Source organism: Kitasatospora sp. NPDC114501 (genome assembly GCF_055633695.1).
In genome coordinates, this window is record NZ_JBVKDS010000013.1 from 76,536 (window position 1) to 89,389 (window position 12,854).

7 protein-coding genes and 2 pseudogenes are annotated in these 12,854 nt (G+C 73.5%); 4 read left to right on the forward strand and 5 right to left on the reverse strand.

The genetic code is table 11. The features are described 5' to 3' along the window. Nucleotides 1-85: 85 nt before the first annotated feature. Nucleotides 86-3,064, reverse strand: a complete 2,979-nt coding sequence (locus ACZ7RU_RS24265; RefSeq protein WP_470343053.1) for an RNA repair domain-containing protein — start codon at nt 3,062-3,064, stop codon at nt 86-88. Then, nucleotides 3,064-4,869 (reverse strand): RNA ligase family protein, encoded by a 1,806-nt coding sequence (locus ACZ7RU_RS24270; RefSeq protein ID WP_470343054.1) that lies wholly within the window; start codon nt 4,867-4,869, stop codon nt 3,064-3,066. Before ACZ7RU_RS24270 ends, ACZ7RU_RS24265 begins: the two co-directional genes overlap by 1 nt. A 197-nt stretch (nt 4,870-5,066) precedes the next feature. Here ACZ7RU_RS24270 and ACZ7RU_RS24275 point away from each other — a divergent pair, with 197 nt between their 5' ends. Then, nucleotides 5,067-5,852: a class I SAM-dependent methyltransferase gene (locus tag ACZ7RU_RS24275; protein ID WP_470343055.1), complete on the forward strand. Its 786-nt coding sequence runs from the start codon at nt 5,067-5,069 to the stop codon at nt 5,850-5,852. 43 nt (nt 5,853-5,895) lie between these two features. Beyond that, the gene (locus ACZ7RU_RS24280; protein WP_470343056.1) at nt 5,896-6,612 is read left to right on the forward strand and encodes a flavodoxin family protein; all 717 of its coding nucleotides are present in this window, start codon (nt 5,896-5,898) and stop codon (nt 6,610-6,612) included. Between the two features lie 224 nt (nt 6,613-6,836). On the opposite strand, the gene htpG is transcribed toward ACZ7RU_RS24280, so the two are convergent. Both htpG and ACZ7RU_RS24290 read right to left on the reverse strand, forming a co-directional pair. After that, nucleotides 6,837-8,771: a molecular chaperone HtpG gene (gene htpG, locus ACZ7RU_RS24285; RefSeq protein WP_470343057.1), complete on the reverse strand. Its 1,935-nt coding sequence runs from the start codon at nt 8,769-8,771 to the stop codon at nt 6,837-6,839. Between the two features lie 91 nt (nt 8,772-8,862). Next, nucleotides 8,863-9,549 (reverse strand): type III effector protein, encoded by a 687-nt coding sequence (locus ACZ7RU_RS24290; RefSeq protein WP_470343058.1) that lies wholly within the window; start codon nt 9,547-9,549, stop codon nt 8,863-8,865. A 416-nt stretch (nt 9,550-9,965) separates the two neighbouring features. On the opposite strand from ACZ7RU_RS24290, the pseudogene ACZ7RU_RS24295 reads away from it, so the two are divergent. Both ACZ7RU_RS24295 and ACZ7RU_RS24300 read left to right on the forward strand, forming a co-directional pair. Further along, nucleotides 9,966-10,118 (forward strand): annotated as a pseudogene (locus ACZ7RU_RS24295) (flavodoxin family protein); the annotation flags it as partial. Nucleotides 10,119-10,168: 50 nt separating this feature from the next. Next, nucleotides 10,169-10,330, forward strand: a pseudogene (locus tag ACZ7RU_RS24300) (pirin family protein); the annotation flags it as partial. A gap of 64 nt (nt 10,331-10,394) precedes the next feature. Here the strand turns inward: ACZ7RU_RS24300 and ACZ7RU_RS24305 are convergent. After that, nucleotides 10,395-12,764, reverse strand: coding sequence for an SDR family NAD(P)-dependent oxidoreductase (locus ACZ7RU_RS24305; protein WP_470343059.1), 2,370 nt, complete (start codon nt 12,762-12,764; stop codon nt 10,395-10,397). Between the last annotated feature and the right edge of the window lie 90 nt (nt 12,765-12,854).

The window sequence follows — 12,854 nt, forward strand, 5'->3', positions numbered from 1 at the left end:
TTCGGGGGCGATTGTCCAGAAGGGTCCGATGGGCAGGGGTGGTTCGGCCGATCGGGCGGGCGGATGGGGCGGGGGCGGGGGCGGGTCAGCGGGTCGGGGTGGGGACGGCGCCGCCGTCGACGTGCTCGACCCGGACGCCGGGCAGGGTGCGGGACCAGGCCTTGACGAGCGGGGCGAGTCGGGCGGCGGAGAGCGGGGCGGGGCCGAGGCCGATCGGCAGGTGGAGGCGGCCGTCGGCGGTCCGGTACGGGTGGGGCCAGGCGTGCAGCCGGGTGGCTCCGGCGTCCTCCAAGGCGGTCAGCAGGGCGCGGATGCGGCCCCGGACGAGGCCGAGTGACTCCTCGTCGGTGCCCACCACGGCCCAGGCGGCGTGCCGGCGGTGCAGCGGGGGAGCGGCGAGCAGGGCGGGCCAGGGGGCTCCGACGGCCTCAACGGTTTCGGCGGCCTTGGTGGTCTTGGTGGCCGCGGTGGCCTTGGTGGCCGCGGAGGCCTCGGTGGTCAGCTCCCAGGCGTGGTAGAGCTCCTCGGTGAGCAGGTCGCGGGTGTCGGCGCTGACCTGGGTGGTGCAGCTGCGGACCGGGGCGGAGGGCGTGAGGACGGTGAGCGGGCCCGACGGAAGGGCCGCGGGCTCGCCGGGGAGGGCGACGGGCCGGCGCCAGTCCCAGGTCGCCCAGGTCTCGGTGAACCGCTGGAAGAGGCCATCCTCGGGAACGCCGGTCGCGTCCAGGACGGTCCGGGCGGCCAGCACCGACCAGGCGAGCGAGGGCAGTTGGCCGAACGGCGCGGAGTCCAGGCCGCGCGCCCGCGCCCAGGCCTTGACCTGGCGTGCCAGCCGGACGAAGCGGGCGTGCCGGTCGCCGAGCGCTGTCAGGATGGCCTCGGCGTCCGTGACCGCGCTCAGCGCGACCGCCGCCGCCTCGCCCAGCTCCGCACGGCGGTCCACTGCTTGGGCCGGGTCGAGCGGGCCGGTGAAGACCACCACGAGGTCGACCGCCAGGCCGTCGGCCGTCAGCCGCAGCCCCGGAACCCGGGCGCCGCGCACCTCGCGCAGCCCTCGGGCCTCCGGCAGCGCGGCCGCCACCCGGGCGCGGACGGCGGGCAGGTCGGCGGGGCCGGGCAGTGCCGCCACCAGGTCCAGGTCGGCGCCGTCCAGCTGGCAGCCCAGTCGGCGGGAGCCGACGGTGTGCACCGCGCCCTCGGGCAGGGCCGCCGCGATGCGCCGGGCCAACGTCCGGGCGGCAGAGGTGTGTTGAGCGGACTCCGGGGCCGGCGAGGTGACCGGTGGCTCGGGCACCGGCCGCACCTCGCCCGTCCCCAGCGAGACCACCGCCCGCGGCCGCATCGGCTCGGCGCCCCGGCGGGAGAGCACCACCAGCTCGCCGACCCGGGCGGAGACGCCGGTGAGCCGGGCAGCACAGTCGGCGGCCGCGCGCTGGGGGCCGTCGCTGCGCCCGAGGGTCAGATGCGGGGTGAAGCCCTCCGCCCGGTCGCGGCAGCGGGGGAAGCGCCGCTCCAGCGCGTGCCGCAGTGCCGCCCAGGGGGCGGGGGAGGCGGCGGCCGGGTCCAGCCAGACGGTGGCGTCCTCGCGGTGTCCGAAGGTGTGGACGCCCTCCAGCCGTGCGGTGAACGGCGCCACCTCGGAGGCGGCCGCGCCGAGCAGCGGCAGGGCGCGGTCGAACTCGGCCTCCGGGACGAAGCCGAACAGCAGGTTGACGTGCGGGGGCCAGCGGCGCAGCTGCGGGTCGTACGCCTCGCGCAGCCGCTGGATCGGCGGCCACAGCTCCTCGGGCGGCAGCCAGGCGACGGCGGTGCGGGCGGTGGGCGGGGCGTCGAGGACGTCCGGTGTTCCGCTGTGGACGTGCTCGCGGTGGCGGGCGTCGCCGTGGTGGTCGTCTGCGTCGCCGTCGAGGCCGTCGACGAGGAGGTCGACGGCCACGCCGTAGTGGTCGGAGGGGAAGAGGCCGTCCTCGGCCGGGCGGTCGCCGAGCAGGGTGGCCGCGGTGACCCGGGTGTCGTCGGCCCGGTGCAGGACACGGTCCAGCCGGCCCGGGCGGCCGGTCAGCGAGGAGACCGCGGCGAGCGGGTTGGCCGTCGGGTCGAAGGTCGGAGTGTCGTCGGCCGGTCCGTGCACCTGGCTCCAGGCGTCCCGCAGGCCGAGTGCGGCGGCCGGGCCGGACGGGCCGGAGCGGCCGTCGTTGAAGTCCCCGAGCAGCAGCAGCTCGCCCTCGACGCCCGACAACCCCTCGGCCAGTCGGGCGAGTTCGGCCCGGCGGCGGTCGGCGCCGTCCGGCGAGTGGTCGCTGCTGAGGTGTACGGCGGCGACGGTCAGCGGTGCGCCGGCGGTCCGTACGGACAGCGCGGTGACGGCCTTGTGCGGGCCCAGGGCGTGCCGCCCGGCCGCCAGCACCGGCAGCCGGCTGAGCAGCAGCAGGCCGTGCTCGCCGACCTCGGGCCCGAGCGGGTCGGCGCCGAGGGTGTACCCGGAGCGGACCCAGCGGGCCGCCAGCAGCAGGGCGACCAGGGCGGGCTCGACCTCCTGGAGCGCGATGAGGTCGGCGTCGGCGGCCTCCAGCGCGGCGAGCAGCAGCGGGCGGCGCCGGGCGGTGGCGATCCGGTCGGCGTCGTAGCGGTCCCACAGGGTGTTCCAGGTGACCGCCCGCAGGCCGGTGGCCGTCGGGACGTCCCGCACGGCGGCTGCGGCTGCGGTAGCAGCGGTAGAGGTGGGGCCGGCGGCGGTGTCGGCGGGTCGCCAGCCGCCGCCCGGGTGCCAGGCGTACGGGGTGGTCGCGGTGAAGAAGGGCGCGGGCAACCGGGGCGGGGCGGTGCGGCGTCCGGCCCCGGTGCTGTCGAGCAGGTCGACGCCCGAGGCGCGGTCCCAGACCCGCACGCCGTCGGCCTCGACCCAGTACACCCGGTGCCAGGGGATCTCGCCGGAGGCCGCGAAGGCCTCCAGGGGTACCCGCTCGGTGCGGTCGTCGCGCTGGCGCACGCCCAGCGTGAACCGGGCCGGGTCGAAGCGGGCGTCCCAGCGGATGCGCTGGCAGATCTGTTCGATGGGACGCATCAGTCCTCCTCTCCGTCGAGCGTGCCCGCCGTGTCCTCCACGGTGCCACCGGGCCCGACGTACCAGGTGCGGTGCGCCTGGCCGGGGTAGGGCGGGCCGAAGCGGTGCAGCTGCGCGGTGAGCACCTCGGCGGGCACCGGGTGCGGCCGGACGGCGTTGCGGCGCAGCAGCTCGTCTTCGCCGACCACCAGCACCACCTGGGTGACCAGGGCGTCGCGGCCCTGCGCGACGGCGTGGACGTGGGAGCGCTGCTGGCGGTTGAGCGAGGTGGCGTCCCAGACGACGGTGCTCGTACGGGTTCCGGTGCCTGGGCCTCCGCCGGTGCCCGCGCCGCCGGTGCCGGCCGTGTCGCCCGCTCCGCCCGCGCCGGCCAGGGCGGCGTCCAGCCGGGCCAGCCCCTCGCGCAGCACGTCGGCGTTGTCGCGCTGGTCGGCGCGCGAGCCCCGGGCGGCGCGCAGGTCGTCCAGGCTGATCCGGGCGGCCACGTCGGTGAGCCCGGCGGCGAAGCTGCTCTTGCCGCTGCCGGAGGGGCCGCACAGGTGGACCAGCCGGGGGAAGCGGCCGTCGCGCCAGCGCCAGGTGGCCGCCACGGCCTCCTCGGCGGTGGCGATCCGGCCGAGCGCGTACGCCTCGCGGGCCTGGGCCCAGCAGCGGTCGGCGGCGTCGCGGTCCAGGTCGGCCAGGGCTTCGCGCAGCCCGGCCCGCAGCCGGGCGAGCGGCGCCTCGTCGAGCAGCCCGGCGTCCTCGGCGTACAGCGCCGACCAGGCGACCTGCTCGCGCTCCGCCCGTCCGGGGGCGGCGGTCGCGGCGAGGGCGTGCAGCACCCCGAGGTCGGCGGCGGCGGACAGCCGGACCAGTCCGGCGCGGCGCTCCTCGTCCGGGTACGGCCGGTGAAGGGCGGGGTGCAGTCCGACCAGGTCGGCGACCCGCCGGGCGAGCGGCAGGCCGAGCGGCCCGGCGAGCCGCGGGGCCAGCGACTGGCGGCGGTCGGTGCGCAGTGCGGTGGCGAGCACACCGGCCAGCCGGGCGTCCCCGCTCCGGCCCAGTTCGTCCAGCCGGGCCGACACCTCGGCCAACTCCTCGGGTGGGCAGGTGAGTTCGGGAACGCCCAAGGCGGCTGCGAGGGCCGGGGGTTCGGGCAGCGCACCGGAGCGCACGGCCCAGAGCGCGGAGTTCGGGCCGAGCCCGTTCTCCACCACCGCGGCGTGCATCCAGTGGGTGTCGGTGCGCACGTGCCGCGGGCGGACCCATTTGGCGACCCGCTCGCCGAACCGGGCCCGGGGGAAGCCCCGGACGGTCCGCACCACGTACCCCTCCTGCCGGTCGAGGTCCAACCGCAGGGCGCGCAGGGCCCGTTCGTCGTAGCGGCCGCGCCACAGCACCCGGGGGACGGGGACGCCGAGGCGGCGCAGGAAGCGGACGGTGTCGTCCCAGTCCAGGCAGTGGTCCTGGCCGTCGGGCCCGCCCGTCCATACCGAGAAGCCGTAGAACCAGCTCTCCAGGTCGGTGTACGGGATCGAGTGCCGGGCGAACAGGTTCTCGCCGCAGATCCGCCAGCCGTCCGGGATGCGCGGGGCGATCCGGCCCTGGAGGCCCTTCACCCAGGCGCGGGAGGGGTGGTGGGCCGAGTCCAGCGAGCGGGCGTGCAGGCCGTCGCGGTAGAGCGTGGTGTTCTCGCCGTCCAGCTTCTCGGTGACGACGACCTCGGCGCCGGCCAGCGCGGACAGGTCCCCGGTCCGTACGTCGTCCGCCGCCGCGCCCGGTGACCAGGGCAGATGCGGCGTCCGGGGGTAGTGCACACGCATGTCCTGCTCCCTGGGCGTTCTTGATCCGGCGGACACTGTAGGAGCGGTCGCGAAGCCCGGGCCACCGATTAATCGCCGCGCCTCCGGGTGCGCGGAGGCCGGGACGACACGCGGGCAGGAACGTCCCTGCACCTCCGCGCCGCGCCCGTGCGGTGCAATGGCGCGACCCGACACGACGTCAACAGGGGAGGCCGCCGGTGGAGACCAGGACGAAGGACGCGGACCCGGTCCGGGTGCTGGACGTGGCGAGCGCCGACTACCGCCGGGCGTTCGAACTGTTCCTGGCCGGGACGGACGAGAAGCCCGTCACCCACGCCCGGCTGAGCGAGATCGCTGCCGCCCTGCCGCACCGCCGGGTCCTGCTGGACCTCGGCGCGGGCGACGGCCGCACCACCGCCCACCTGAGCCGCCTCTTCGACCGCACGATCGCGGTGGAACCCAGCGCCTCGATGCGCGAGAAGCTCGGCGCCGTCTGTCCCGACGCCCTGGTCCTCCCGGAGCCGCTCGACCGGGTCCACCCGCCGGAGCAGGGCGACCTCGTCCACCTCTCCCACGTGCTCTACTACGTGCCCGAGGCGGACTGGCCGGCCACCGTCACCCGCGCCCTGGACTGGACGGCCCCCGGCGGCGCCCTCCTGGTCGTGCTCCAGAACCCGGAGAGCCCCTGCATGCGGATGGCCGCGCACTTCACCGGAGTCCGCTACGACCTCAGCCCCCTCGCCGACCGCCTGCGCCGGCGCCACCCCGAGCACGACTACGCCCTCGAGAGCCTCGACCTCCACTACCGCGCGTCCGACCTCGCCGAGGCGGTGGACGTCGCCGAGTTCATGGTCAACGTCGCCGACCTGGCCACCCTCGACCCCCGCCCCACCCGCGCCGACCTGACCGCCTACGTCCAGGAGCACTTCGCCCTCCCCGCCGGCGGCTACGCCATCGGCCACACCCAGGACATGCTCATCATCCGCCGCGCGCCCCAGGCCTGACCGCCGCCCCAAGCGCCCACCACCGACCAGGACGCCATCACCGATGCCCGACACCGCCCCCTCCTACCGCGACCTCCGCGCCCTGGTGATCAACTGCACCCTCAAGCGCTCCCCCGAACGCAGCCACACTCAGGGCCTGATCGACATCTCCACCGGCATCCTGGAACGCCAGGGCGTCGCGGTCGACGTCCTGCGCGCCGTCGACCTCGACATCGCGACGGGCGTCTGGCCGGACATGACCGAACACGGCTGGGAGACCGACGAGTGGCCGGTGATCTACTCCCAGGTGATGGCCGCCGACATCCTCACCCTGGCCGGACCGGTGTGGCTGGGAGACAACTCGTCGGTGATGAAGAAGGTCGTCGAGCGCCTCTACGCCTGCTCGTCGATCCTCAACTCCGAGGGCCAGTACGCCTACTACGGCCGGGTCGGGGGCTGTCTGATCACCGGGAACGAGGACGGCGCCAAGCACTGCGCGATGAACGTCCTGTACAGCCTCCAGCACCTCGGCTACACCATCCCGCCACAGGCCGACGCCGGCTGGGTCGGCGAGGCCGGCCCCGGCCCGTCCTACCTGGACGAGGGCTCCGGCGGACCGGAGAACGACTTCACCAACCGCAACACCACCTTCATGACCTGGAACCAGCTCCACCTGGCCCGCATGCTCAAGGACGCCGGCGGCATCCCGGCCCACGGCAACCAGCGCTCGGAGTGGGACGCCGGCTGCCGCTTCGACTTCGAGAACCCCGAACACCGGTGAACCGAGTCAGTGTCGCCCGCTCGGGAACATCGACGGATGACGGCCGGGCACTGCGCCTGCCCTGCCCGGCCGTGCACCGCGCCGCGGACCCGCCGGCACGCCACCGTCCACGGAGGCGTCGTCCCCTGCCCTCCCGGGGGCGCATCGCGCGGGGACGGCCGGATGCGGTGCGGGGTGCGTCAGGCCGGGCCGTTGGCGCGCGGCCTGACGCACCCCGCGGGGGGTCACAGGGCGTGGGTGAGACGATCGGTCAGCAGGCGGGTGAAGCGGGCGGGGTCGGGCAGGTCACCGCCTTCCGCGATCAGGGCGCTGCCGTGAACGAGTTCGGCGAGTTCGGCGAGCGCCGGGTCGTCGGCGTTCGCACCGTGTGCCCGGCGCAGGGCGATGATCAGGGGGTGGGTGGGGTTGAGCTCCAGGATCCGCTTCACGGCCGGGAGTTCCTGGCCCATGGCCCGGTACATCTTCTCCAGGGTCGGGGTCAGGTCCTGTGCGTCTCCGACCAGACACGCCGCGGAGGTGGTCAGGCGGGATGAGAGACGAACCTGCTTGACGTGCGCGGCCAGCGAGGTCTGGAGCCAGGCGATGAGGTCGGCGAAGTCCTGCTCGCGCTGAGCCTTCTCCGTTCCGTCAGCCCCTTCCCCGTCGGCGTCGTCGTCGAGGTCGACCTGGCCCTTCGCGATGGACTGGAAGCGGTGGCCGTCGAAGGCGGGGACCTGGTCGGTCCAGACCTCGTCGACGGGGTCGGTGAGGATCAGGACCTCGTAGCCCTTGGCGGTGAAGGCCTCCATGTGCGGGGAGTTCTCGACCATCTGGCGGTTCTCGCCGGTCAGGTAGTAGATGGTGTCCTGGCCGTCCTTCATCCGCGCGACGTACTCGTGCAGGGTGGTCGGCTTCTCCGCGTCATCGGTGGAGGCGACGCTGACCAGTCCCAGCAGTGCGTCGGTGTTGTCCCGGTCCTCGATCAGGCCCTCCTTGAGGACCCGGCCGAACTGCTCCCACACCTTCGCGTAGGTCTCGCCGTTCTTGGTCTGCATGTCCTTGAGAGCGGCGAGCACCTTCTTGACCAGGCGCCGGCGCACCGCGGTGATCTGGCGGTCGTGCTGCAGGATCTCCCGGGAGACGTTGAGGGAAAGGTCGTGGGCGTCGACGACGCCCTTGACGAAGCGCAGGTAGTTCGGCATCAGCGCGTCACAGTCGTCCATGATGAACACCCGCTTGACGTACAGCTGCACGCCCCGCTTGGCGTCACGGGAGAACAGGTCGAACGGCGCGTGGGCCGGGATGAACAGCAGCGCCTCGTACTCGAAGGTGCCCTCGGCGCGCATGTGGATGGTCTCGACCGGGGCCTGCCAGTCGTGGCTGATCTGCTGGTAGAACTCACTGTACTCGGCCTCGGTCACCTCCGAACGGGGGCGGGCCCACAGCGCCTTCATCGAGTTCAGCGTCTGCGGCTCACCGGAGGCCCCGTCCGCGGCGCCGGGCTCGGCGTCAGCGCCGACGGTCGTGGCAGCCATGCGGATGGGCCAGCGGATGAAGTCCGAGTACTGCTTGACGATCTGGCGGACCTTCCACGCCGCGAGGTAGTCGCCGACCCCGTCCTCGCCGTCCGCCGGCTTGAGGTGCAGCGTGACCGAGGTGCCCACCGGCAGGTCGTCTGCCTCCGCGATCGTGTAGGTCCCCTCACCGTCGGACTCCCACACGGTGCCCTGCTCGGTGCCGGCGCGGCGGGTGTGCAGGGTCACCTTGTCGGCGACCATGAACGCCGAGTAGAAGCCGACGCCGAACTGCCCGATCAGGCTCTGCGCCGCTCCTGCGTCCTTGGTCTCCTTGATCTTCTGGAGCAGGCTCGCGGTGCCGGACTTGGCGATGGTGCCGATCAGGTCGACGACGTCGTCGCGGGTCATGCCGATGCCGTTGTCCCGCACCGTCAGGGTGCGGGCGTCCCCGTCGACCTCCAGCGTGATGTGGAGGTCCGAGGTGTCGACTTCGAGGTCGGCATCGGTGAGGGATTCCAGGCGGAGCTTGTCGAGGGCGTCGGAGGCGTTGGAGATCAGCTCGCGCAGGAAGATATCCTTGTTCGAGTAGATCGAGTGGATCACCAGCTGCAGCAGCTGGCGGGTTTCCGCCTGGAACTCCAGGGTCTGGGCGGGGTTGGACACGGGATGCGTCTCCTTCGTGTGCACGTGGCGGGACGTGTTCGAACGGGTCTTCGGGGGCTGGACGGTCGTGTCGCACGGCCGACCCGGGTGGTCACCGGTCGACGGGGGACGTGTGGCGGCGCCGGTCACTGTCAGTGCGAAGCTGGTCGGCTCGTGCGGCGAGCTGATCGAGGCGGTCCGCGATCTTCGGGTGCTCCGCCTCCAGGAGGGGCCGGGTTTCGGCGAGCGGGGCGAGCAGGCGGGCGGGGTCGTGGTGGCCGAGCGCGTCCAGGAGCCGCTCCACAGCGGGGGCCGCCTGCGCGCTGACGCCGTCCAGTGCTCCGATCTGTCCGGCGAGGCGGCGCAGGTCGGCGGCATTGTCCCGGGCCCACGTGGTCACCGCGCGGTCGGCGGCGCGCCGGTCGCGCGTGGCCTGGACGCGTTGCTCGCCGGTGCTCCCCGCCCCGGTGCCGACATCCGTGTGGGGCCGCATGCGGAGGTAGCGGCGCTCGGCAGCCTGGCGGCTCCGGACTCCCAGCGGCGCCGCGAGATCGGCCCAGGTGGCGCCGGCACTGCGGGCGGTCTCGATCAGGCCGGTCTCCCAGCCGGCCAGTTCCTCGCGAAGGTGACGCAGCAACAGGATTGCGGAAAGGGCCTGTTGTGGATCGCTCTGGCCTGTGTCGTCCGGGGGCGCGTGCCGGGCGGTGCGGGCGACGGCGTCCATCATGCCCAGCGCGGCGGCGGCGGCCAGGAACGAGATCGGCCCCACCCCGGCCGGGCCGGTGTCCTGGGTGTCCATACCGTCACTCTTTCGCTGACTGGATCATTGTCATCGTATGGATGACACGGTACAACGGGTTCGTGTCCACCCACCAGCCCGGGGCGAGCCACGCCGCGACAGCCGAGGAGTCCGCGCTGGTCGCAGGCCACGGCATCGGCAGAGCTCGGTCCGGCCCGGGAAGACCCCGTGTTCGCTTGCGTGCCCGGCCATCCGTGGTGTCAACGGTTCGGCGACATGCGTCGGCGGTCTGTCCAGGCCGTCGTACTTGGAGGCGGTCTTGGCGGGCTGCTGGACGCCCGGACGGGGGTGATGGCCAGGTAGGTGTGAGCGTTCCACTTCACGACGCCGGCGTACCGGCCCCGTTCGGTGCAGGCCAGGGCTTCCTTTCCGCCGGCTTCGTCCTGGTCAGGTGTCTGCGTGGGGTCGATGTCCTCGCTACCAACCGCAACACCACTTTCATGACCTGGAACCAGCTCCACCTGGCCCGCATGCTCAAGGACGCCGGTGGCATCCCGGCCCACGGCAACCAGCGCTCGGAGTGGGACGCCGGCTGCCGCTTCGATTTCGAGAATCCCGAACACCGGTGAACCGGTGACCTCGGTGAAGCAGGGTCCGAAGCCTCCGGCGAGCCTGGCCGATGGTCATGTGGTGGAACTTCGTCGGCTGATCCGGTGACGAGATCGTAAAGGCGCGAAACGACTGGGAGAAGGGAATTCGCTTCGGCGAAGTCCACGGCTACGACGGAGACCGGCTGCCCGCTCCGCGGTTGAGCTGCTCAACGCCACCACCGCCGACCTGACCGCAGACCACCGGGGCATTCCGGAGTTCCTGGCCGTGCAGACCCCGTCACCTACCCCGCCTGGCTACTTTCGTGGGCCACGCGAATCACCGAGCCGGTGCTCCGGTGCGCTGTTGAGGGCGGGGTGGTCGGGGGTGAGGTACTGGCCGGACAGGTCGTCGGCCGCGCCTGCGGCGAGCAGCAGCGCGCCGCGGGCGCTGAGCGCGGTGGGGGTGGTCCGGCCGGCGGCGTGCTCGCGCAGGTACCAGCGTTGGATCCGCTCGTCCCAGGTGCCTGGTTCGGGGCGGCCGTCCAGCTGGCGGGTGGCCATGCCGATGGTGAGCAGTCCCGGGTGGTAGGCGAAGGCTCGTACGCCGTGGGGGCGCAGTTCGGCGGCCAGGTTCTCGGTGAGTTTGATGACTGCGGCTTTGGAGACCGAGTAGGCCGACATGTGCGGCCACCGGTGCGCTCCGGCGCTGCTGGCCACGGTGATGATCCTGGCCTTGCGTTCGATCAGTTGGGGGATGAAGGCGTGGCAGGTGAGGAAGGTGCCGTGGACGTTGGCGTGCTGGGCGGACCACCACTGGCCGGGGTCTGTCTCCCACGCGGGACCGCAGGGCCCGGGTGTCCCGGCGTTGGCGACCAGCACGTCCACGCCGCCCCATCGGGTCCGTAGCCGGTCGGCGAGTTCGCGCAGAGCGCGGTGGTCGGTGCTGTCCACCGCCGCAGTGTGCAGTTCCCCGCGCGGGGCCAGCTCGGCGTTCACCTGGTCCAGGGTGGCCTGGTTGCGTCCGGTGATGGTGACGCGGGCACCATGGTCGAGGAAGGCTTCGGCCAGTGCCCGGCCCAGGCCACGGGAACCGCCCGTGATGAGCACGGTCTTCTCACTGAAGTCGGGACACGGGCGGCGGTCGACTGCCGGGGCCGGGTGGGGGATGGTGGGGGTGAGGAGGCGGCGCAGCGGTTTGCCGGAGACGGTCCGCTCGATGAGTGGGACCTCCCGCACTAGACGTGGCTGCTTGTGGGTGGCGAGGCGGGCCGCGACGAACTCTTTCAGCTCAGCCGCCAGTTCCGGGGTGAGGTGGACACCGGAGGCGGGCACGATGCAGGCCAGCGGAAGCTGTCCGGCCCTCTGGTCGGCCACCGGGACCAGGGCCGCGTCGGTGACTGCCGGGTGTTCGCGCAGCACCGTTTCCACCTCGGTCGGGGAGATCTGGTGGCCGTTGTACTTGATGACGTCCTTGAGGCGGTCGACTACGTAGAGGCAGCCGTCGGCGTCGACTCGTGCCAGGTCACCGGTGGCCAGCCAGCCTTCGGCGTCGGTGATCGCGACGAGCCTGCCGTCCGGGCCGAGGTAGCCGGGGGCGACCTGCGGACCGCGCAGGTGGAGTTCGCCGGTGCCGGCCGGCCAGTCACGGCTCTCGTCCTCGTTGGGGTTGCCCGGCGCCACCAGCCGGTATTCGGTGCCGGGTACGGGGTGTCCGCTCGATCCGGGGCGGCGTGCGCCGCCGCGCCGGGTGAAGTGACAGGTGTTGACCTCGGTGAGTCCGTAAGCACCGTCCACCGGCACACCCAGCGCACGCTCGCAGCGCTCGGCCGTCTCCGGGGCCAGCGGGGCGCCGCCGCTGAGCACCTGCTCCAGGCGGCTTGACCGCCAGGGCCGGGTGCCGTCCCGCATGGCGTGTTCGGCGGCCGCTGCGAGGTCATGGACCATCGGCGGCACGGTATGCAGCACGGTGATCCCGTGCTCTGCGACCGCGCGCAGTGCCGCCGCGGCATCCCAGTGCGGGAGCAGGACCACGCCGGCGCCGGACAGGAGCGCGTGGTTGAGGATGTACTGCATCCCGAACAGGTGGCAGAACGGCAGCACGCCGAGCAGCACGTCGTCGGGCCCGAGCGGCTGGGCTGCGGCCAGCTGGACGAGGCCGGCCACCGCGTTGCGATGGGTGACGGCGACCGGCTTGGGGCTCCCGGTGGTGCCGGAGGACCAGGGCAGCAGGGCGAGGCCGGCCGGCGCTTCGGAGGTACGGATGCCGGGGCCGGCGTGGAGCCGGCTGAGCCGGCCTGCCGGGCCTCCCAGCAGCAGCCCGGCGCCGATCGCTTCGGCCTGGTGGGCCAGTTCGGGCGCCGGGGTGCGGTGGCCGACCGGGCTGACGACCGCGCCCGCGGCCAGCAGACCGAGCAGTGCGGCGGCGAAGTCGACGCCGTTGGGCAGGGCGAGCAACACCCGCTGCCCGGGCGCGAGCCCGGCCTGGCGCACGTCATGTGCGCAGGCCGACGCGCGCTCGCGGACCTCCTGATGGCTCCAGCACTCACCGGTGCTGCCGTCGATCAGCGCGGTACGGGCGCCGGCGCCGCGCGGCAGCGGCAGCAGCAGCTCGTCGAGAGTGACCTCGGGGATCTGCGGCGCGCTCTCGCTGCCGAACACGAGGCGCGAGGGGGGCGCGGTGGACATTGGTCACCTCCGGGTGAGGGTGGTGGGGGGCTGACGGCGTCATGCGCCATCCACCGTGAGGGCAATGGAGTGGATTGCTTCCCCGGCGCC